Source organism: Bradyrhizobium sp. Bra64 (genome assembly GCF_024519875.1).
In the GTDB taxonomy this organism is placed as follows: Bacteria; Pseudomonadota; Alphaproteobacteria; order Rhizobiales; family Xanthobacteraceae; genus Bradyrhizobium; species Bradyrhizobium japonicum_G.
In genome coordinates, this window is the sequence record NZ_JALJRD010000013.1 from 153,913 (window position 1) to 174,337 (window position 20,425).

17 protein-coding genes and 1 pseudogene are annotated in these 20,425 nt (G+C 65.6%); 13 read left to right on the forward strand and 5 right to left on the reverse strand.

The genetic code is table 11. From position 1 onward, the window contains the following. Position 1: 1 nt before the first annotated feature. The gene (locus NR187_RS28920; RefSeq protein WP_211385086.1) at positions 2 to 436 is read right to left on the reverse strand and encodes a hypothetical protein; all 435 of its coding nucleotides are present in this window, start codon (positions 434 to 436) and stop codon (positions 2 to 4) included. A gap of 65 nt (positions 437 to 501) precedes the next feature. Between NR187_RS28920 and NR187_RS28925 the strand changes: the two genes are divergently transcribed. Together NR187_RS28925 and NR187_RS28930 are read left to right on the forward strand one after the other, a co-directional pair. Next, a complete protein-coding gene (locus NR187_RS28925) occupies positions 502 to 1,089 on the forward strand; it encodes a hypothetical protein (protein ID WP_256808516.1) in 588 nt (195 codons plus the stop codon). Positions 1,090 to 1,151: 62 nt separating this feature from the next. Next, positions 1,152 to 1,751 carry a YdcF family protein gene (locus NR187_RS28930; protein ID WP_256808517.1) on the forward strand — a complete coding sequence of 200 codons (600 nt, stop codon included), beginning with the start codon at positions 1,152 to 1,154 and terminating at the stop codon, positions 1,749 to 1,751. 3 nt (positions 1,752 to 1,754) lie between these two features. On the opposite strand, the gene NR187_RS28935 is transcribed toward NR187_RS28930, so the two are convergent. Beyond that, positions 1,755 to 3,098 carry a PLP-dependent aminotransferase family protein gene (locus NR187_RS28935; protein WP_211385089.1) on the reverse strand — a complete coding sequence of 448 codons (1,344 nt, stop codon included), beginning with the start codon at positions 3,096 to 3,098 and terminating at the stop codon, positions 1,755 to 1,757. A 186-nt stretch (positions 3,099 to 3,284) separates the two neighbouring features. Between NR187_RS28935 and NR187_RS28940 the strand changes: the two genes are divergently transcribed. Then, entirely contained in the window at positions 3,285 to 3,521 is a 237-nt protein-coding gene (locus NR187_RS28940) for a DUF1127 domain-containing protein (protein WP_211385090.1), read from the forward strand. Between the two features lie 815 nt (positions 3,522 to 4,336). On the opposite strand, the gene NR187_RS28945 is transcribed toward NR187_RS28940, so the two are convergent. Both NR187_RS28945 and NR187_RS28950 read right to left on the reverse strand, forming a co-directional pair. After that, positions 4,337 to 4,762: a universal stress protein gene (locus tag NR187_RS28945; RefSeq protein WP_211385363.1), complete on the reverse strand. Its 426-nt coding sequence runs from the start codon at positions 4,760 to 4,762 to the stop codon at positions 4,337 to 4,339. 151 nt (positions 4,763 to 4,913) lie between these two features. Then, positions 4,914 to 5,444, reverse strand: coding sequence for a histidine phosphatase family protein (locus NR187_RS28950; RefSeq protein WP_211385362.1), 531 nt, complete (start codon positions 5,442 to 5,444; stop codon positions 4,914 to 4,916). A 150-nt stretch (positions 5,445 to 5,594) separates the two neighbouring features. On the opposite strand from NR187_RS28950, the gene NR187_RS28955 reads away from it, so the two are divergent. From NR187_RS28955 to NR187_RS28995, 9 genes are all read left to right on the forward strand, one after another. Continuing rightward, on the forward strand, positions 5,595 to 7,052 hold the full coding sequence (locus NR187_RS28955) for an FAD-binding oxidoreductase (protein WP_256808519.1): 1,458 nt from the start codon (positions 5,595 to 5,597) through the stop codon (positions 7,050 to 7,052). Positions 7,053 to 7,138: 86 nt separating this feature from the next. Beyond that, positions 7,139 to 7,651, forward strand: coding sequence for a peptide-methionine (R)-S-oxide reductase MsrB (gene msrB / locus NR187_RS28960; protein ID WP_211385360.1), 513 nt, complete (start codon positions 7,139 to 7,141; stop codon positions 7,649 to 7,651). 190 nt (positions 7,652 to 7,841) lie between these two features. Next, the gene (locus NR187_RS28965; RefSeq protein WP_211385359.1) at positions 7,842 to 10,094 is read left to right on the forward strand and encodes a flagellar hook-basal body complex protein; all 2,253 of its coding nucleotides are present in this window, start codon (positions 7,842 to 7,844) and stop codon (positions 10,092 to 10,094) included. Positions 10,095 to 10,128: 34 nt separating this feature from the next. Next, positions 10,129 to 12,012, forward strand: a complete 1,884-nt coding sequence (gene flgK / locus NR187_RS28970; RefSeq protein ID WP_211385358.1) for a flagellar hook-associated protein FlgK — start codon at positions 10,129 to 10,131, stop codon at positions 12,010 to 12,012. A 21-nt stretch (positions 12,013 to 12,033) separates the two neighbouring features. After that, complete coding sequence (locus NR187_RS28975; RefSeq protein ID WP_211385357.1) at positions 12,034 to 13,917, forward strand: flagellar protein; 1,884 nt, start codon at positions 12,034 to 12,036, stop codon at positions 13,915 to 13,917. Positions 13,918 to 13,988: 71 nt separating this feature from the next. After that, complete coding sequence (locus tag NR187_RS28980) at positions 13,989 to 14,771, forward strand: hypothetical protein (RefSeq protein WP_211385356.1); 783 nt, start codon at positions 13,989 to 13,991, stop codon at positions 14,769 to 14,771. Beyond that, positions 14,761 to 16,410 carry a hypothetical protein gene (locus NR187_RS28985; protein ID WP_256808520.1) on the forward strand — a complete coding sequence of 550 codons (1,650 nt, stop codon included), beginning with the start codon at positions 14,761 to 14,763 and terminating at the stop codon, positions 16,408 to 16,410. Before NR187_RS28980 ends, NR187_RS28985 begins: the two co-directional genes overlap by 11 nt. 1 nt (position 16,411) lies before the next feature. Continuing rightward, positions 16,412 to 17,665, forward strand: coding sequence for a RimK family alpha-L-glutamate ligase (locus tag NR187_RS28990; protein ID WP_211385354.1), 1,254 nt, complete (start codon positions 16,412 to 16,414; stop codon positions 17,663 to 17,665). Further along, on the forward strand, positions 17,662 to 19,161 hold the full coding sequence (locus tag NR187_RS28995) for an aspartate aminotransferase family protein (RefSeq protein WP_256808530.1): 1,500 nt from the start codon (positions 17,662 to 17,664) through the stop codon (positions 19,159 to 19,161). The genes NR187_RS28990 and NR187_RS28995 overlap by 4 nt, the downstream gene beginning before the upstream one ends. A gap of 167 nt (positions 19,162 to 19,328) precedes the next feature. On the opposite strand, the gene flbT is transcribed toward NR187_RS28995, so the two are convergent. Further along, positions 19,329 to 19,769: a flagellar biosynthesis repressor FlbT gene (flbT, locus tag NR187_RS29000; protein WP_211385352.1), complete on the reverse strand. Its 441-nt coding sequence runs from the start codon at positions 19,767 to 19,769 to the stop codon at positions 19,329 to 19,331. A gap of 320 nt (positions 19,770 to 20,089) precedes the next feature. On the opposite strand from flbT, the pseudogene NR187_RS29005 reads away from it, so the two are divergent. Further along, a pseudogene (locus NR187_RS29005) lies at positions 20,090 to 20,425 on the forward strand (flagellin); the annotation flags it as partial.

Below are 20,425 nucleotides of genomic sequence, written 5' to 3' on the forward strand. Positions count from 1 at the left end.
GTCAGCCGCGGCGCAGCGCGAAATGCGCGCCGCAGAACGCCATCACGGCGCCGAGGCATAGCGCCGCAAGCCCGGCCAGCACGCCCGAGACCGTCGGGATCGGGCTGGGCGCCGAGGCAACCTGGCCCGCGCCCGCCAGCAGGAGCACGCCGACCGCGATCAGGAACTGCCGCATCCGTTGCGGGATTTGGCCGTCGGCGGCGCTCTGCATCAATGTCGCGGTGAAATAGCCGCCGGAGAAGCCGACCGAGGCGATCAGCCACCAGGCGATCGCCGCGCCCGCCGGGATGAACTCATGCGTGTCGGAGTGCCAGAGGCCCCCGAGGTCGAGCCCGTAGCGCGCGCCCAGCATGTGCACCGCAAGCGCGAGCAGCACGCCGGAGATCACGGCGGCGCCGAGAATCAGCCGGCGCGGGAAAAAGATCGTCTCAGCCATGCCCCGCTTGTAGGATGGGGGAGGGCGATGATGCAAGCTGATCGCGGATTGGATTGATTGTGAAGATGCAGGGCGCGGGAGCCGACGCGGCGCCGGTCGCGAGCTATGCCTACAAGGCGTCGCTGATCGGCTCGGCGCATCGCTTCGAACTGACGGACGAGGGGCTTTCCTGGCACATCCCCGGCCGTTCCGGCCTGTGGCGTTATGACGAGATCAGTGCAATCCGGCTGTCGTTCCGACCCGTCTCGATGCAGCAGCACCGCTTTCGCGCCGATGTCAGCCACACCAAGGGCGGCCGTATCGCGATCCTGTCGACGAGCTGGCAGACCGCGGCGCTGATGGCGCCGCAGAACAATGGTTTTCGCGATTTCATCATCGAGCTTCATGCGCGGATGGCGAAAGCGGGCAGCCGCGCTGTGCTGACCGCCGGTCTGGGCCGCCAGACCTATGCCGCGGTGCTGGCCTTCCTGGCGGTGCTGACGGTGGCGATGACGGGACTCCTGATCCGCGCGCTCATGATCGGCGAATTGGCAGGAGCGCTGTTCATCATCGGATTTGCCGCGCTGTTCGCCTGGCAGGTCGGCGGCTTCGTGCGGTGCAACCGGCCGCAGAGCTACAGCTTCGATCGCGTGCCGAAGGCCCTGCTGCCCTAGCTGCAATCGTCCGCAATCAAACGTGACTTCGCGCGCCGGCGCCGGTGTCGGATCGTGCAGTCATGTCCATCCTGGACCGCAGCACGCGCCGGCCTACGGCCGATGAGATCGCCGAGATCAACCGCAGGCACCTGATCGACACGCTGCTCGCGCCGGCCGATCTGTTGTTCGTGTTCGGGACCCGGGAGGATGTCGCACTGCGCGCCGACACCGCGGCGCGGCTGTGGCGCGAGGGCTATTTTCGTTGGTCGATTGTCAGCGGCGGCGTGACGCCGGGCTCGGAGCAATCCGAGTGCACGATCATCAAGGCGGCGATGATTGCGGCGGGTATTCCGGCGGAACTTGTCCTCGAGGAGCATCGCGCCATGAATACCGGGGAGAACGTGATTTTCTCGCTGCCGGTCATCGATGCGGCGCTCGGACTGCAGAACATTCGCAGCGTGATCTGTCTCGGCAACACCTGGACCGCGCGGCGCTACCCGATGACGTTGCATCGGCACTGGCCCGAGGTCGAGAAGATGCTGCTCACCGTCGACAGCTTCGCGACGCCCCGCGCGCTCTGGCATACCGATGCCGAATTTTGCCGCCGCATGCTGCATGAATGGGACAAGATCGAGCCGTACAGGGCGGAAGGCTTCATCGCTGAATGGCCGAAGACCTGAGAGCTACTCCGTCGAGTCGAAATCCTCTTCCTTGGTGCCGAGCAGCGACACGAGCGTGCGCAGGCCGGCATCGAGCTGCTCGAACGTGGGCGGGGCGAGCGCGAGGCGCACCGCATTCGGTGCATGGCCATGAGCTATCGCGAAGGTGGAGGACGGTGTCAGCGCGATGCCGCGCCGGGCCGCCGCGGCGACGAAGGTCTGTGAGCGCCAGTGTGACGGCAGCGTCAGCCAGAGATGATAGGAGCGCGGATCGGCCGAGATCTGGTAGCCGGCGAGCAGCCTTGCCGCGGTCTGCTGCCGGCGCGAGGCGTCGATCCGCTTCAGCCGTGTCAGCTCGGCGACGGTGCCGTCGGCCATCAGCCGCTGCCCGGATGCGAGCGCGTGGCCCGAGGCGATCCAGCCGCCGGTCCTGACCGCGCCCATCACGCTTTCGCGCAGATGCGGCGGCGCCACCAGGATACCGAGTGCAAGGCCCGGTGCGACCTTCTTGGACAGGCTGTCGATCACGATGCAGCGCTCCGGCCCGAGCGCGGCCAGCGGGGTGTCGTCGGCGAGAAAGCCGTAGACGCTGTCCTCGATGATGGTGAGGTCGAGCTTCTCGGCGACGCGCATGATGTCGGCGCGCCGCGTCGCGTTCATGGTGACGCCGAGCGGGTTCTGGATGATGGGCTGGAGATACAGCGCCGACAGGTGCGCTTCGCGATGCGCTTTCTGAATTGCATCGGGCCGCGCGCCAAACTCGTCCATCGGAATCGGGACCAGCGTGATGCCGAGCCGCGCCGCGATGCTCTTGACGTAAGGGTAGGTCAGCGCCTCGACGCCGCAGCGGCCGCCGGTGGGAACGAGGGCGGCGAGTGCGGCCGCGAGCGACTGCTTGCCGTTGGCGGTGAAGACGATCTGCTCGGCCTGCGGCGCGAAATCCTTGCGCGCGAGATAGGCGGCGGCGGCATTGCGCGCGCTCTTGGTGCCGGTGCTGGTCGAGACGCGCAGCGCGGATTCGAGCGCGTCGACGCGCTCCAGCCCCGCAAGGCTCTTGGCGATCATCGCCCATTGCTGCGGCAGCAGCGGGTAATTGACCTCGAAGTCGATCCGCGCGTCGCGCGGCTCGCTCAGCGCCTCGACCTCGCGCCTGATGTCGCCGGAGATGAAGGTGCCGCGGCCGACCTCGCCGACGACGAGCCCGCGGCGGAGCAATTCCGTATAAACCCGGCTCGCGGTCGAGACCGCAATGCCACGGTCATAGGCAAAATTGCGCTGCGGCGGCAGCCGGTCGCCGGGCCTTAACGTGCCGTTAGAGATATCCGAGGCAATGGCATCGGCAAGCTTCACGTACTCGAACTTGGACATTATTGCACCGAGAGCAATGTTTCACTTGCTCCGAGCAGTGTACTGGAGCATTTAAGTTCCATCAAGTTCCGCGATTGAGCCGAGGGAGCGAGAGCAATCCAACGGCAAATGAGGTGCAGGCGCTGACAGCGTCCGCGCCAACGGCACCTGCTTCGCCGCACGGAACAGCTGGCCGGAGAAAGAAAAATGACCACGATCTCGCAAACTGCCGGGCGGAGTTTACGCCCATCCTCGTCGGGCGGATTCTTCCGCACGCTCGCCAACGGCGCCTATGCGCTGTTCGACCGCCTGGAGCAACGCTCCGCCGTCAAGACGCTGAACGAACTCGACGACCGCGCCCTGCGCGACATCGGAATCACGCGCAGCCAGATCGAGGACGCGGTCTACGGGCAGTTCAAAGCCGAGCTGACGCGTTATCTGTAAGCTTCTCCGTGTCCCGGACGCGCCGCAGCGTTCTTGCGCTGCTGCGCAGAGCCGGGCCCGGAAGGCCACGCAAAGCGCTGATGCATGGGCCCCGGCTCTGCAGCGCACCGCTGAAGTAGCGCTGCGCTGTGTCCGGGGCACGAGACCTTTGTTCGACGATCGTCATAGCTAGTCATCCTCGCGGCTTGTTCGCCCGAGCTTTGCTTGGTCGCCTTGCCCCCTTGGTGAAAGAGGGCGCAGGGAAGACCGGGTGCCGGCTGGCACCCGCGGTCCACTGTGCGAAGTTGCAGTGAGAAATCTGCACAGCGGCATACAGGTGTAGCCAGGACATCCGGCCTTCCCTGCGCAGTTGTGTTACGGCTTATGTCGCGCTCTCCCCGGGGAGCGATGCACTATTGCCCCCGTCGCCTTGCGGATGGCTGATGCACGCGCCCGGTTGGGCCGCCACATCACCGCAAGACTTGGCGCACAGACCCCGGGCGCCAGGACCACACGATTTTGCCGTACGCGGATCACACCGGTCGTGTGCGCGAGGCCTTCACTCACGGTTGCCCGCCCTGCGAAGCCGTTCGCGCCGGTGTGGCCCACGTCCACCGCCGTCCGGCCCGCGTTCGTGACGATCGCGATACGCCCCTCTTCCTTGGGCCGGAGTGAGACGACAGATACGCCGTTTCCGAATTTCGGTAAAGTGGAATATTTTTGTCGACGCGCGTTGACCTGCCGCTCGCGTGTGTTGCCTGACGGGCAACACGATATCTTGTAGGTCTGATTTCGCCTACGCTCGCACCGGGGCACGAGAGCGGAGTCGCTCCGAGTCAGTGCCTCACCACCAGCACCGAGCATTTCGCGTAGCGCACGACATGCCCGGCATTGGAGCCGAGGAAATAGGTGCGCATCGCCGGCCGGTGCGAGGTCATCACGATCAGGTCGGCCTTCATGTGCACGGCTTCCTCCAGGATCTCGTGGTAGATGCCGCCCTGGCGCACGACGCTGGAGATGCGAGAAGCCTCGATGCCGGATTCGCGCGCGACGATGGCAAGCGCTTCTTCCGAGGTCTGGCGCTGCTGTTCGTCGAAATCGGCCGGAACGTATTCGGCCAGCATGACCGGCGTCATCGGCAGCACGTTGAGCAGGCGGACGGAGCCGCTCCAGGTCTGCGACAGCGTTGCCGCGGTCGCAATCGCCGGCTTGGCCAGGTCGGTGTCGGCGAGGTCGATGGGCACGAGGATGGACTTGAACATCTGCGCCTCCAAATCTTCAGCACCTCTTGATCGGGCTGGATCGACCGGTCGAGACGGCGCCCGCGCGTTTCAACCCGATCGAAGCAGCCTTCGACTATCGAAGCAGCCTTGGCCTATCGAAGCAACCTTGGACTATCGAAGCAGGCTTGAACTATCGAAGCAGCTTTGGGCTGACGAACTGCACCAGTTTGCCGCGGCGGTAGGCCACGTCACCCCAATCCTTGACGTCAAAGTCGAAGATCGCAAGCCCCGCCGTGGGCAGATTGTCGGCGAGCGCCTTGGCGCTGGCCGGATCGCCACCACCCGTCAGCATCAGCGCGGCCTCGTGCATGCCGGGATTGTGGGCAACCAGCAGCAATTGCTTCGGGTCGGCCGGAGCGGTTGCAGTGCGAATGGATTCGAGGATCTGCGCGGGATCGGCGCCGTAGAGTTCCGGCAGGACCTCGACCTGCGGCGCGGCAACGCGGTCCTTCATCGTCTCCCAGGCAATGTCCCAGGTCTGCCGGGCCCGGACGGCATGCGATACCAGCACGGCTTCGGGAAAGGGGGGATGGGCGGCAATCCAGTCGCCGATCTGCGCGGCATCCTTGTGGCCGCGTTCATCCAGGCGGCGGTCCTGGTCACGGCCGCTCGGCGCGTCCGTCTCGGTCTTGGCGTGACGCAGCAGCATCAAACGGCGCATGGCATTCTCGAATCGTTACACGTCCAGAATAAACTAGGGACGCGGGTTGCGGACAAGGTGACAAGCGCCCGATCGGTCCAATATTGTTTGAGCATCATCTATTTGGAAAACCGCTGCACATTTTTCCGGATCATGCTCTAAGAAAACGACATGAGCGAGACTTTCACAAGCGTGTCCCAGGAAGAAGCCGGCTTTCGCGACCGCGCGCGGCTGTCGTTCGATCTCGATGCCGACATCTGCGTGATCGGAGCAGGGCTTGCCGGGCTCTCTATCGCGCTGGAGGCGGCCCGGTCAGGGGCCAGCGTCGCGGTGCTCGAGGGCCGCCATGTGGGCTGGAACGCCTCCGGCAACCAGTTCGGCACCGTGATGCCGGGCTTCGCGCTGCCACTCACCGATCTGGTCGAGCGTATCGGCTTCGAGGACGCGCGCGAATTGTGGACGTTGTCGAAGGAGGGCGCCGAGTTCGTCCGGGCCAACGCCACGGAGGAGAACATGCCGGGAATCGCCCCGAGCAGCGGCGTGCTGGAGGTCTCCAACGTCGATGCCGGCGACCGGCTGATCAGCCGCTTGCAGATGTTGAACGAGGATTTCGACACCGAGGTCGAGGGCTGGCATGTCGATCGCGTCCGCGCGGTGCTCAAGACCGATCATTACTTCCACGGCGTGCATTATCCCAAGGCGTTCCAGGTCGACGGCCGCAAATATGTACACGGCCTCGCGGCGCTGGCGCGGCGCGCAGGCGCCCGCATCTTCGAGGACACGCCGGTCGTCAGCATCGATCATTCCGGCATCCGCAAGCGCATCGTCACGCCCTCGGCGCGACTGCGCGCGACCCACATCGTGCTCGCCGGCAACATCCATCTCGGCGCGCCTTTGAGGCGCTTGTCGGAAACGCTGCTGCCGGTCTGGCGCTATGCCGGCATCACCGCGCCGCTCGGCGAGCGCGTGCACGAGATCATCGCCTTCAAGGGATCGGTGATGGATTCCGATGGCGTGGACCATTTCCGCGTCGTCGATGGCGACAGGCTGATGTGGGAGAGCCCCGAGACCACCTGGGCGGCCCGACCGCAACGCTTTGCGGGCGCGATCAGGCGACGGGTCCGGTCCATCTTCCCCGAGCTGGGCAATGTCGAGATCACCGAAACGTTCGGCGGCGTCACCGGCCAGACCGTGCACGGCATGCCGCAGATCGGCCAGTTGCGCAAAGGCCTGTGGGTCGCGAGCGGCTTCGGCCGCCAGGGCATGAACACCTCGGCCATGGCCGGGCAGATGATCGCGCGCAGCATCCTGTGGGGCGACGAGCGATGGCGGCTGTTCTCGCCGTTCGAGCTGGTCTGGGCAGGCGGCGCCACGGGACGTGTGGCGGGCCAATTGGTCGGGGTCTGGGGCAGGGCGAGTTCCGCCGCCGCAGGCTCGCTTGCCCGCTATCGTGAACGCGGGCGGGTCAAGGACAGGGAACGCGAGGCGCGGCTGGCCGAAGCCAACCGGGCCGCCGGGACCGGTCCGCGCCGTCCGCCGCCCGGGGTTCGGCCGCGGCTGGCCCAGCCGCCGAAACCTGCGGCCGAAGCCGTGGAACCCGTGTCCCAGGATGACGGCGTCTCGCGATAAGGTGAGAAAAACTCCGCCCGGAAGTGTAACGTCGGCCGTTAGAGCCCGTATCTCAGGGCGTGGACTCCTCGCGCACGGAGAATGAGATGTTTGACCGCCGCATCCTGCTAACGACTGTCGCCGGCCTGTTCGGCCTTTCGGCCTTCCGCTGGCTGAGAGGGACGCCTGCCGAGGCTGGCGAGAAGGCCGCCCAGAAATTCGAGATCGAGAAGACCGACGCCGAGTGGCGTGCCCAGCTCACGCCGCAGCAATATGAAATCCTGCGCAAGGAAGGCACCGAGCGGCCGGGCTCCAGCCCGCTGCTCAAGGAACACCGCAAGGGCATCTTTGCCTGCGCCGGCTGCGACCTGCCGCTGTTTGCGTCCGATACCAAATTCGAGAGCGGCACCGGCTGGCCGAGCTTCTACCAGCCGATCGAGGGCAATGTCGGCAAGACCGAGGACCGCACCTTTGGCATGCTCCGCACCGAGGTGCATTGCCGGCGCTGCGGCGGCCATCTCGGCCACGTCTTCGACGACGGTCCGAAGCCGACCGGATTGCGCTACTGCATCGACGGTTTCGGGCTGGTCTTCCACCCGGCGGCGGCGTCGGCGACGTGAGGCCCGGCTGAGGTTTGATCCCGGCAATTGTTGCCGGCCCGGCAATTGTGCCCCGGTCATCGGACCGGGGCCTTCCTATTCAAGTCATTGATTTTCTGAGGATACCCGCATTGGCATAGCCCTTGCGACAGTCTCTCCCGACTGCGGCCATGGTCGACCGGCCGCCGAGATCGGATCTGGAGACAAAGTTATGGGTATCTTCGATGCAATGAACACCTCGGTGGGTGGCCTGCAGGCGCAGTCCTACGCGCTTCAGAACATTTCCGGCAACATCGCGAACTCGTCCACCACCGGTTACAAGGGCATCGGGACCAGCTTCGTCGATCTCATTCCCGACTCCTCGGTGCCGAGCAAGCAGGTCGCCGGCGGCGTGACCGCCAACGCGAAGGCCACCATCACCACGCAGGGCACGATCTCGGGCTCCACCGTCGCCACCAACATGGCGATCACCGGTGACGGCTTCTTCTCGATCCAGAAGGCGACCGGCATCGTGGACAACGTGCCGGTGTTCAGCGGCGTCACCTACTACACGCGGCGCGGCGACTTCCAGCTCAATGCCAACGGCAATCTGGTCAACGGCGCCGGCTACTATCTGATGGGCGTCACGGTCGACCCGAAGACCGGCAACCCGCAAGGTAACGTGGCAACGGTCCTGAAATTCCAGAATAACTTCATCCCGGCGCAGGCGACCACCTCGATCCAGTACGCGGCGAACCTGCCGACCCAGCCGAACACGGCGGCGAGCACGACCGCGTCGACCGGCACGCTGCTGGCAGAAGGCGGCCTCAATCCGTCCGACTTCTCGGCCAACCCGCTGCCGGTGGGCACACCGCCCGCGCCCTACACCAACGCGACGGTGTCCGGCGCAGCCGCCACCGGCAACATCCGCACGGCCTATTCGTCGACGACGGGGACGGGCACGGTTGCGCTTCAGAACAATTCGTCCGCGGTGGCTTCGACCACCACGTCCCTCGACAACACCGTGGGTACGCATCTCGCCTCCAGCATTCTCACCGCGCTGAGCGGCCAGACCCTGACGATCAACGGCAACACGGTCACGTTCGACAACAGCACCACCGTCACGACGGTTGGCAGCAACACCACGATCGGTCTCGGCGCGGGCACGACGGCCACGGTGGCCAGCATCCTGAATGCGATCCAGACCGCCGGCGGCGCCGGCGTCACGGCCTCGCTCTCCGCCAGCGGCAACATCCAGATCTCGACGGGTACCGGCGTCGATGTGGCGGTCAACAGCGGCACGGCAGCCACGGCCCTCGGCATCAGCAGCGTGACGCGCGGCGGCAACGTGCTGTCCTCGCCCGCGATCACCGGCTCTACGGTGCTGAGCGGCAGTGCAAGCGCCGGCGGCGCCGAGGTGCTTTCGTCGGGCTTTGCAGCCGGCGACACCATCACGGTCGACGGCCAGACGCTGACCTTCATGGCCTCGGGCGCCTCGGGCGCGAACCAGATCAACATCACCGACAACATCACGACCCTGCTCGGCAAGATCGACGCGCTCTCCGGCGCGTCGGGATCGTCGGTCAGCAGCGGCGGCGTGATCACGCTGAACACCGGCACCGTCTCCAACCTGTCGGTGTCCAGCTCCAACAGTGCGGCCTTCGCCGCGCTCGGCTTCACCTCCACCATCACCAAGAACCGCGACGGCGGCGGCACCGCCGGTACCGGCGGTGTGGTCGGCAACGACATCTCGACCTTCACCAAGGAATCGATCAGCGGAGGCGCGGTGACCGCCTACAATGCCGCCGGCACGCCGGTGAACCTGCAGCTGCGCTGGGCCAAGACCGACAGCGCGTCGCTGGGGGCGGGGCATTCCGATACCTGGAACCTGTTCTACCAGACCGACCCGAACGCGACCGGCACGACGGTCGGCTGGGTCAATACCGGCCAGGCCTTCACCTTTGCCGCCGATGGCTCGCTGACCTCGCCGAGCGGCTCGGGCATCACCATCAACAACGTCAGCGTCAGCGGCCAGTCGCTCGGCTCGGTCGCCTTCAACATCTCCTCGGGCGGGCTGACGCAATATGCCAGCACCAGCGGCGCGGTGACGATCAACACCATCACCCAGAACGGCTACGCCGCGGGCCAGCTCCGCTCGGTCGCAGTCAACAACAACGGCCTCGTGGTCGGCACCTTCTCCAACGGTCAGAACCTCGACCTCGCACAGGTCTCGTTGTCGCACTTCAACGGCACCAATTACCTCAAGGCGCTCGACGGCGGCGCCTATGCCGCGACCGAACAGTCTGGACCGGCGATCGACGGCGCTTCGGGCACCATCAGCGGCTCGTCGCTGGAAGGCTCGAACACCGACATCGCCGACGAATTCACCAAGCTGATCGTGACCCAGCAGGCCTATTCGGCCAACACCAAGGTGATCACGACCGCGAATTCGATGGTGCAGGACCTCCTGAACGTGTTGCGCTGATCGCGCGTGACGTAACCAAAGGCGGCATGTCAACATGGGTTTGAGTTCAGCCCTCGCCAGTGCGATGAGCGGTCTGCGTGCCAACCAGGCCGCGCTCTCGATCGTCTCCTCGAACGTCGCCAATTCGCAGACGCCGGGTTACGTCGTCCAGACGCCGAACCAGATCGAGGTCACCACCGGCGACTTCGGCTCGACGGCGATGACGACCGGCGTCAGCCGCGAGCTCGATACCTACGTGCTGAACCAGCTGCGTACCGAAACCGGGGGCAGCGGCTACGCCGACCAGATGGCCAACATCCTGAAGCAGCTTCAGAATGTCTACGGCACGCCCGGCAACAGCGGTACGCTCGAAACCGCGCTGAACAATTTCACCACGGCGTTGCAGGCGCTCTCGACCAGCGCGGGCTCGTCGTCGGCGCAAACGGTTGCCCTGGGCGCGGCGCAGACGCTGGCACAGCAGCTCAACCTCACCACCAAGGGCATCCAGTCGCTGCGCTCCAACGTCGAGCAGGATCTCGGCACCTCGGCACAGCAGGCAAACGCCGCGATGCAGCAGGTTGCCGACATCAACACCAGGCTCCAGGGCCTGTCGGCAAACGACCCCTCGGCCGCGACGCTGATGGACCAGCGCGACCAGGCCATCAACACGCTGTCGAAATATGTCGACGTTCGCGTCACCACCGACGGTTCGAACCAGGCCAACATCTACACCACCACCGGCATCCAGCTGGTCGGCGCCGGGCTCGCCTCGCAATTCACCTTTGCGTCCGCCGGTGCGCTGTCGGCAACCTCGCTCTACAACATCAATCCGGCCCAGTCCGGCGTCGGCGCGCTCAATATCAAGCTGCCGAACGGTTCGCAGCTCGACGTCGTCGCCAACAACGTGGTGTCTTCGGGCCAGATCGCGGCCGATCTCAAGCTGCGCGACCAGACGCTGGTGCAGGCGCAGAACCAGATCGACCAGCTCGCCGCGACGATGTCGAGCGCGCTGTCCGACAAGACCACGGCCGGCAGCACGGTCTCCGGTCCGCCGGCCGGGTTCGATCTCGACCTCGCCGGTGCGCAGCCGGGCAACAGCGTCAACATCACCTACACGGACACGACCACCAACACGCAGCGCCAGGTCACGCTGGTCAACGTGACCGATCCGGCGGCGCTGCCGCTTCAGAACGCGACCAACGCCAACCCGATGCAGATCGGGGTGAATTTCTCCGGCGGCATGGGCGCAATCGCCTCGGCGCTCAACACCGCGCTCTCCGGCTCGCATCTGTCGTTCGCTGCAGCTCCGTCGCCGGCGACGGCCACCACGCTGCGGGTGATCGACGACAACACCGGCCTTGCCAAGGTCAATTCGTCCTCGACCACCAAGACGATCACGTCGCTGACCTCGGGCAATCCGCAACTGCCGCTGTTCACCGACGGCGGACAGGCGCTCTACACCGGCGCGATCACGGCGTCGGGTTCGCAGATGACGGGCCTCGCCGGGCGCATCGCCGTGAACACGCAGCTCGTCACCGACCCGACCAGGCTGTCGGTCTACAGCACCTCGCCGGTGACGCCCGCAGGCGACACCACGCGCTCGGACTATCTCTATTCGCAGCTCACCTCGGCGGTGTTCTCCTATTCGCCGCAGAGCGGTCTCGGCTCGGCGAGCCAGCCCTTCACCGGCAGCGTTTCGAACTATCTGCAGCAGTTCCTGAGCATTCAGGGCAATGCCGCGACCCAGGCCACCCAGCTCCAGCAGGGCCAGAGCGTCGTGGTCTCGACGCTGCAGGCCAAGTTCAACTCGACCTCCAGCGTCAATCTGGACTCGGAGATGTCGAACCTGATCCAGCTCCAGAATGCCTATGCCGCCAACGCCCACGTCATGTCGGTGGTGCAGAGCATGATGAACACGTTGCTCCAGGCTCAAGTGTAACAAGTAACAGGGCTCTGAAACATGTCGATCAGCAGCATCAATTACTCCTCGTCGGTTCTCGGCTCGCAGATCCGCAACATCAACCAGCAGCTCACCGACCTTTCGACGCAGCTCTCGACCGGCAAGCTGTCGCAGAACTATTCCGGGATGGGCACCAACGAGGGCTTTGCGATCGCCGGACGCGCGCAGCTGTCCAACATCGCCGCCTATACCGACACGATGACCAACGTCAACGTCAGCATCAACCTCGCCAACACCGCGCTCCAGTCGCTGACCACGATCCGCAACACGGTGCAGACCGGCTCCGCCAACACCGCGCAGGATCTCAACGTCAACGGGCAGACCGTTGCGCAGAACACCGCCGCCGCCCAGTTCGGCTCGATGGTCGGCGTTCTCAACACGCAGTCGGGCAACCGCTATCTGTTTTCCGGAACGGCCTTCAACACGCAGTCGGTCGCGGATGCTGGCGACATCATCAACGGTACGACGACGCAGGCGGGCTTCAAGACCGTCATGGCGGAGCGCCAGGCCGCCGACCTCGGCGCGGGCGGCATGGGCCGACTGGTGCAGACGCAGCCGACGCCGAGCTCGGTGCAGGTGTCGGAGGACGCCGCCGGATCGCCGTTTGGGCTGAAGATCGCCGCGGTCTCCTCGACGCTGACGGGGGCGACGGTCACCGGCCCGAGCGGCTCGCCGGTGTCGTTCTCGGTCGATCTCAACGGTGTCAATCCGAACAACGGCGACAAGCTGAGCGTGCAGTTCACGCTGCCGGACGGGACGACCGAGCAGATCGACCTGACCGCGTCGACGGCGACACCGACGCCGCTCGGCAGTTTCGCCATCGATGCGAGCACCCCCGTCAACCCGACCAACACGGCGACGAACCTCAACACCGCGCTGAACACCGCGATCAAGAAGCTTGCCAACACCTCGCTCGTGGCGGCATCCGCGATCGTTGCCGGCGACAATTTCTTCAACACCGCAAGTTCCGCGATCGGCACGCCCGTCAACAATCAGGCGGCGACGGCGGCGCCCGTGACCGGCGCGACGACGCTGTCCGGCGCGAGCCCTTCGGACTCGATTTCACCGGGCTTCGTCGCCGGCGACACCATCACCGTCAACGGCACCACGCTCACCTTCGTCAACTCCGGCGCGACCGCCAACCAGCTCAACGTCGGCGACAGCATCCAGACCCTGCTCGGCAAGATCGACCAGATCACGGGGACTTCGAAGCCCTCGACGGTTCATGGCGGCGCGATCACGATCAACACCGACGACGCTGCGAGCCTGAACATCACGAGCTCGAATACGGGAGCGCTGGGCTCGCTCGGTTTCGCCTCGACGCCCGTGACCGCCACGCAACCGCCGCTGCGCGTCGGCACCTCGCCCGCGAGCTCGGCGACAACGCTGGTCAACGGCTCGGCCACGACCGTGAAATGGTACCAGGGCAATGACGGGCCCGGCTCGCCGCGCTCCACCGCCGTGGCGCGCGTCGACGATTCCGTCACGGTGCAATATGGCGCGCAGGCCGACGAGGACGCGATCCGCCAGCAGTTGCAGGCGATCGCGGTGTTCGGGACGTTCTCGACCTCGCCGACCGGGCAGTATTCAGGCGGGCAGGTCGCCGCGCTGAGCCTGCGGGTGACGCAGGCCCTGACGAAGCAGCCCGGCCAGCAGCGCATCGAGGACATCCAGACCGACCTTGCGATGGCCCAGAACACGATGAAGGACGCCGGCACGCGCCAGACCCAGGCCAAGGCGCAGCTCCAGACCATCATCGACCAGGCGGAATCGGCCTCGCCGGATCAGGTCGCGAGCGAGATTCTGGCGCTCCAGAACGCGCTCCAGGCGTCCTACCAGGTGACCTCGAACCTGTCGCAGCTCTCGCTCGTCAAGTTCCTGTAAGGATGCGTTAAGGCGCCGTTAACCATGCCTCTTTACCTCTTGGTGAGGATTGGAGCGGGGCGGAGCGGGCGATGTCGGACAAGATGCAACTAGTGGTGGCGACGCCATGCTTCGGTGGGCAGGTGTCGAGCATCTATGCAAGCTCGATCTTCGCGCTCCAGCGCGCCGTGCACGGCATGGCCAATCTCGAGCTCAAGGTGCTCCTGCGCGACGGCGATGCCCTGATCACGCGCGCGCGGGCCAACCTGGCCGCGATGTTCCTGGACGATCCGAAGGCGACGCATTTCCTGTTCATCGATGCCGACATCGGCTTCACGCCGGAGCAGGTGTTCCGGCTGATCGAGTGCGGCGCGGATGTCGTTGCCGGCTGCTATCCGATCAAGCGGGTCAACTGGGACAAGGCGAAGCGGGCGATCGAAGCCGGCCGCCCCGACGTTCCGGCGGCCTCGCTGGACTACGTGCTCGAGATCGAGGACCCCGACCGCATCGTGGTGGTCAACGGCTTCACCCGCGTGCGCTACGCCGGCACCGGCTTCCTGATGATCCGCCGCCACGTGCTGGAGGCGATGTGTCGGCATCCGGACTACGCGGCGCTGCAATTCTTCCGCGAGCATTCGCACGATACGTTGGCGGCGAGCCAGAACCGGTTTGCATTGTTCGAATGCATGATCGATCCTGCGACCGGCACCTATCTCTCCGAGGACTTCGCCTTCTGCAAGCGCTGGACCGACATCGGCGGCGAGATCTGGGCCGACATCCAGAGCTCGCTCGATCACGTCGGGCCGTCGGTGTTCCACGGCGACATCACTTCGCAATTCACAGCGGCGCCCGCGGCGGCGGCCGATGCGGCGTGAGCCTTTCGGGATGAGCGCCGGCGCATCCCGTCTGTCGGCCACCGAGCACGCGTCCGACGGCGGCTCGCGCTACCGCCTGCGGGATCTCTTCACGCCGCTGGACACGCTGCTCGCCTCCGGCGGAGATCCGCGACTGGCGCTCGATCCGAAGGAGCGTGTCAACGCCTATGGCTGCGCGCCGTCGCCGGAGCCGGAGCTCTGGAATTTCGCCTCCTCGACAGCATCGACGATCTCGCAGATGGCCTACGATCGCGCCGCGCTGGCGCGCGAAGAGCTGATGCACAAATGCCTGTTCGACGAGGTCGAGGTCGCCTTCGACGCGCGCTGCGAGGACATGCGCGACGAGCTGCGCGGCCACCTTCAGCTTTCGCCGCGCATCGATGTCGTGTTCTCGCCGTCCGGCACGGATTCGCAGCTTCACGCCCTGTGCGTGGCGCGCGCGGTGCTCGGCGCACCGCCGGTGACGATCGTGGTCGGCGCCGACCAGACCGGAAGCGGAACCACCCATACCGCACGCGGCCACCATTTCAGCACGATGACGGCAAGCGGCATCGCCGTGCGCAAGGACGGCGCGGTGACGGGGCTCGCCGGCGATAGCATCGCGGTGCCGCTGATCGACATGGCGGCCGGCGTCGCGATGCGCCAGGATGCCGATGACGTAGTGCTGCGCGCGATCGAGACCAGCCTCGCGCAAGGTCGAGGCGTTTTGTTGCAGATCATGGATTGCTCAAAACTGGGCTGGCGCGCGCCGACCACAGCCTGCCTCGACGAGATCGCGCGACGCTGGCCCGGCAAGGTTCAGGTCGTCGTCGATGCCTGCCAGGCGCGGCTCGGCCGCCGGCGGCTGCGCTCCTATCTCGACCGCGGCTACATGGTGCTGATCACCGGCTCGAAATTCTTCGGCGGGCCCGCCTTCAGCGGCGCGCTGCTGGTGCCGAAAGGCCGCTCGCGCTCGCTCGACCGGATGGGTGCGATCGCGCCGGGCTTGTTCGACTATGCCGGCCGCAGCGACTGGCCGACGGCCTGGACGGCGCTGCGCTCGCGCTTCGAGCGCCGGCCGAATTTCGGCCAATGGCTGCGCTGGGAGGCGGCTCTGGCCGAGATCGGCAGCTACTACGCCGTGCCCGAAGCCTTCCGCGCCAAGGCACTGTTCGAAATTGCCGCCGGCGTCGACAGCATGATCGCGCTGTCGCCGTCGCTTCGCCCCGTGCCGGCTGCGGTCGAGAACACCGGCGCGGACGACGAGGAATTCGCGCAGGCCACGATCTTTCCGTTCACGCTGCTGCGCGGCGGCAAACCGGTCTCGATCGCCGAGACCGGTGCCGTCCATCGGGCGCTGGCGCGCGACATGAGCGAGGAGATCGGCGGCAGCGCTTCAGACCGGCAGGTCGCCGCGCAGCGCTGCCTGATCGGCCAGCCGGTCCGGCTGGAACGGCAGGACGATGCGCCGCAGGCCGCGTTGCGCCTCTGCGTCGGCGCACGGCTCGTAACCGAGGCTTGGTCGCCGGATCCGGCGCAGGCGCAACGCAATGTGCGGCACGTTCTCGATCGCATCGCCCACGTCCTGGTGAAGATCGAGCTGCTGCTTGACCGCGGCATGGCCGCAACCGCGCTGGACAAGCCCGCGTTCGAGGTGTGAGATGCAACATCCGGTTTCCGCGCCGATCGGCATGACCGTGCCGAACCATGCCGACCGCATCGGCTTTGCGCAGCTGACGCGCCGCGCCTTCGAGGGCGGCGATCTGCATCCGTTGCGCGAACAGCTCCTGGCGCGGATCGCGGAAGGGACGGCAGAGGCGGGCGAAGGCCTGGACCTGTCGTTGATTGCCCAGCTTCTCGGCGAGAAGGAGGCCGGGCTCGTGATCCAGACTGAGGTGCTCTCCTTCCACCAATTGTTTCGCACGCCCTGTGCGGTTTCGAAACCCCGTCTGCGCGTGCTCGCGCTCGCGGCCGATATCGACATGGGCGGCAACACGCCGATCGACTTCCTGCTGGAAGACTCCGACATCGAGCTGTTGACGCTCTACGTGGTCAAGGGCGTCGGTCTGCCGGAGAATCTGCCCGAGCACGACGTCGCGATCGTGATCGCATCCGATTCCGAGGAATGCCGGGATGCGCTCGCGTTGATCGAAAAGGCCGCGCCACGCTGGCCGCGGCCGCTGCTCAATCGTCCCGATCTCATCGGCAATCTCGATCGCGACAAGCTCTATCGATTGCTGGCCGGTGTCCCGGGTCTCGACATTCCCGCGACCATCCACGCGACGCGCGCGCAATTGTCGGATCTTTCGCAGGGACGAAAGGCCTGCAAGGACATCGCGGACGAACTGCACTTCCCGATGATCGCGCGGCCGCGCGGCTCGCATGCCGGCGTCGGCCTAGCGAAGCTCGACAATGCGCCGGCGCTCGCGGCCTATCTTGCCGAGCGGCAAGAGCAGGACTTCTTCGTCGCGCGTTTCGTCGACTATGTGAGTCCCGATGGGCTCTACCGCAAATATCGTCTCGCCATGGTCGACGGCAAGCCCTATGCCTGCCACATGGCGATCGCCGACCGCTGGGACATCTGGTATCTCAACGCCTACATGGCGTTCAGCGAGGAGAAGCGGGCGGAGGAGGCCGTCTTCATGCTCGACTTCGATCATGCTTTCGCTGCGCGCCACAAGGTCGCGCTCGACGAAATGAGCAGGCGCGTCGGCCTCGACTATTTCATCGTCGATTGCGCCGAGAACCAGAACCGCGAACTCCTTGTCTTCGAGGCCGACAACACCGCCGTCGTGCACAACATGGATCCGCCGATCGTGTTTCCGTACAAGCCGCCGCAAATGCGCAAGATATTCGCGGCATTCACGGCGATGCTGTCGCGGCATGCAACAGCGGGCGAGGGGAGTGCAGCATGAACGAGATCGTCCGCAAGACCTATAGCTCGGTCACGCACAGCTCGCTCGATCCTCAGGACTGGAGTGAATTTCGCGCGCTCGCCCATCGCATGCTAGACGAAACTATCGACGGTATTGCCAACATTCGTGCGCGCCCGGTGTGGCAGCCGATCCCCGACGGCGCCCGCGCGGCATTCAAGGCCGACGTGCCGCGCGAGGCAAACGATCTCGCCGAGGTCTATCGCGAATTCGCCGAGCATGTCGCGCCGTATGCGACAGGTAACGTCCATCCGGGTTTCATGGGCTGGGTGCATGGTGGCGGCACCGCGGTCGGCATGCTCGCGGAAATGCTCGCGGCGGGCCTCAACGCAAATCTCGGCGGCCGCGACCACATGCCGATCGAGGTCGAGCGCCAGATCGTCGGCTGGATGCGGCAATTGTTCGCGTTTCCCGACGGCGCGAGCGGCATCTTCGTCACGGGCACGTCGATGGCCAATCTGATGGCCGTGCTGGTGGCGCGTGCCAGCGCGCTCGGCACGCTGGCGCGGCAGCACGGCATCGGCAATGACGGTGCGCTGCTCACCGCCTATACGTCGCAGGCCGCGCATGGCTGCGTCTCGCGGGCGATGGACATTGCCGGGCTCGGCACCGATGCGCTGCGCAAGATCGGCGTCGATGCCGACCATCGCATCGACGTTGCCGCGTTGCGCGCCCAGATCGCTGTCGATCGCGAGGTCGGTTTCAAGCCGTTCCTCGTCGTCGCGTCCGCCGGCACGGTCGACATCGGGGCGGTCGACGATCTCAAGGCGATCGCGGAGCTGTGCCGCGAAGAGGGAATCTGGTTTCACGTCGACGGCGCGTTCGGCGCGCTTGCGATCCTGTCGCCCGAGCTCGCGCCGCTGCTCGGCGGCATCGAGCTCGCGGATTCCATCGCGCTCGACTTCCACAAATGGGGGCAGGTGCCTTACGATGCGGGCTTCCTGCTGGTGCGCGACGGAGAGCAGCATCGGCAAGCCTTTGCGCAGCCGGCGGCCTATCTGCGCCGCGAGGCGAGGGGGCTCGCCGCGGGCGCGGTCTGGCCCTGCGATCTTGGGCCCGAACTGTCACGCGGCTTCCGTGCGCTGAAGACCTGGTTCACGCTGAAGACGTTCGGCACCGACTGGCTGGGTGCGGTGATCGCGCGTAGCTGTGCGCTGGCGAAATATCTGGAGACGCGCGTTCTCGCCGAGCCGCGGCTGGAGTTGCTGGCACCGGTCAATCTCAACATCGTCTGTTTTCGTTACCGCGCCGCCGACGAGGTCAATCGCGAGATCGTTGCAGACATCCAGGAATCCGGCGTTGCGGCGCCGTCGAGCACGACGCTGAACGGCGAGTTCGCGATCCGGGCCGCGATCGTCAATCATCGCACCGAGGAGTCGGACATCGACGCGCTGGTCGCGGCCGTGCTGGAGTTCGGCGCACGACGGATCGGCGACGCAGTGGTCGAGGTCGAGGCGCCACCGCTCGCAGAGCATTAGTATCTAAGCATTCCTGCAACGACAACGGCCCCGGAGGCGATCCGGGGCCGTTATCTTTCGAAAGGCTGGTCTTTCGAAAGGCTGGTCTTTCGAAAGGCTGGTATTTCGAAAGAGTTGGTCGTGCGTGAGGCCTGCTCGTTCGCGCGGCGTGACCGCGCGAGAGCGGATCAGGCGGCGGTGCTGACGTCGTCCTTGACCGCTTCCGTCTTGGGATGCGTGGCCTCGAACTGGCCGCGCAGCTTCTCTTCATAGGCGATCAGCTTGCGGGCGTCCTTCAGCGCCCGGTAGAGGTCGCCGTTCAGGATGTTGTTGTTGATGCCTTCGATGATCGGCCAGGAGCTCGGCACCGCGGTGACGATGTCGCGCACCAGGTTGAAATAGGTGCCGTGCTGGGTCTGCGGATCCGGCGAGATGTACATGAGCTGCACCGCCAGATAGACGAGCTTGGCCGGCGTGTCGGCGGTCTCGGGCGTGAGGATGTCACGCTCGCGCAGGATCGGCACGTTGTCGCCGTCGATCAGAAGGCGGGCGCGCTGGTCGGTGTTGGTTATCACGCAGTTGCCGACGATGATGCGTTCGTGCGGTCTGAGCTCGACCTTGAGGGCCATGCCTGTTCTCCATCAACGCTTTCGTAACCGAGCGTGTGTTGCGGCGGATCAGGGCGCAATACTCCATCAAGATTAGTTAACGACTTGTGAATCCTCGCCACGAGCGCGGAAAAGATCAATCATATCAACGTCGAAATTGCCCGGCGGAGCAGCGTCGCGGATCTGTGGATCGGCCGAATCACGCGCCGACTCGGCAAAACTGCCGGTTTCATTTCATGCTTCGTTAGATTCTCGGAGCCACGGTCCGCCGGTCGCTGGGTCAATCTCGATCCAAGCAGACGCGTAACAGTAGCGTCGTTTACCAGAAAGGTAACAGAGTCATGTCCGGTATCGTTCTCTCGTCCTCGGTTCGCCAGAACCTGCTTTCCCTCCAGTCCACCGCTGATCTGCTCGCCACCACGCAGAACCGTCTGTCGACCGGCAAGAGCGTCAACTCCGCCCTGGACAATCCCACCAACTTCTTCACCGCCCAGTCGCTCGACAACCGCGCCAGCGACATCAACAACCTGCTCGACGGCATCGCCAACGGCGTGCAGGTGCTGCAGGCCGCCAACACCGGCATCACCTCGCTGCAGAAGCTGATCGACAGCGCCAAGTCGATCGCCAACCAGGCGCTGCAGACCACCGTCGGCTATTCCACCAAGTCCAACGTCTCC

Excerpts from the sequence above, each read along its gene's own strand:
- NR187_RS28920 (WP_211385086.1), bottom strand. The coding sequence starts at position 436 with ATGGCTGAGACGATCTTTTTCCCGCGCCGGCTGATTCTCGGCGCCGCC.
- NR187_RS28925 (WP_256808516.1), top strand. The coding sequence starts at position 502 with ATGCAGGGCGCGGGAGCCGACGCGGCGCCGGTCGCGAGCTATGCCTAC.
- NR187_RS28930 (WP_256808517.1), top strand. The coding sequence starts at position 1,152 with ATGTCCATCCTGGACCGCAGCACGCGCCGGCCTACGGCCGATGAGATC.
- NR187_RS28935 (WP_211385089.1), bottom strand. The coding sequence starts at position 3,098 with ATGTCCAAGTTCGAGTACGTGAAGCTTGCCGATGCCATTGCCTCGGAT.
- NR187_RS28940 (WP_211385090.1), top strand. The coding sequence starts at position 3,285 with ATGACCACGATCTCGCAAACTGCCGGGCGGAGTTTACGCCCATCCTCG.
- NR187_RS28945 (WP_211385363.1), bottom strand. The coding sequence starts at position 4,762 with ATGTTCAAGTCCATCCTCGTGCCCATCGACCTCGCCGACACCGACCTG.
- NR187_RS28950 (WP_211385362.1), bottom strand. The coding sequence starts at position 5,444 with ATGCGCCGTTTGATGCTGCTGCGTCACGCCAAGACCGAGACGGACGCG.
- NR187_RS28955 (WP_256808519.1), top strand. The coding sequence starts at position 5,595 with ATGAGCGAGACTTTCACAAGCGTGTCCCAGGAAGAAGCCGGCTTTCGC.
- msrB (WP_211385360.1), top strand. The coding sequence starts at position 7,139 with ATGTTTGACCGCCGCATCCTGCTAACGACTGTCGCCGGCCTGTTCGGC.
- NR187_RS28965 (WP_211385359.1), top strand. The coding sequence starts at position 7,842 with ATGGGTATCTTCGATGCAATGAACACCTCGGTGGGTGGCCTGCAGGCG.
- flgK (WP_211385358.1), top strand. The coding sequence starts at position 10,129 with ATGGGTTTGAGTTCAGCCCTCGCCAGTGCGATGAGCGGTCTGCGTGCC.
- NR187_RS28975 (WP_211385357.1), top strand. The coding sequence starts at position 12,034 with ATGTCGATCAGCAGCATCAATTACTCCTCGTCGGTTCTCGGCTCGCAG.
- NR187_RS28980 (WP_211385356.1), top strand. The coding sequence starts at position 13,989 with ATGTCGGACAAGATGCAACTAGTGGTGGCGACGCCATGCTTCGGTGGG.
- NR187_RS28985 (WP_256808520.1), top strand. The coding sequence starts at position 14,761 with ATGCGGCGTGAGCCTTTCGGGATGAGCGCCGGCGCATCCCGTCTGTCG.
- NR187_RS28990 (WP_211385354.1), top strand. The coding sequence starts at position 16,412 with ATGCAACATCCGGTTTCCGCGCCGATCGGCATGACCGTGCCGAACCAT.
- NR187_RS28995 (WP_256808530.1), top strand. The coding sequence starts at position 17,662 with ATGAACGAGATCGTCCGCAAGACCTATAGCTCGGTCACGCACAGCTCG.
- flbT (WP_211385352.1), bottom strand. The coding sequence starts at position 19,769 with ATGGCCCTCAAGGTCGAGCTCAGACCGCACGAACGCATCATCGTCGGC.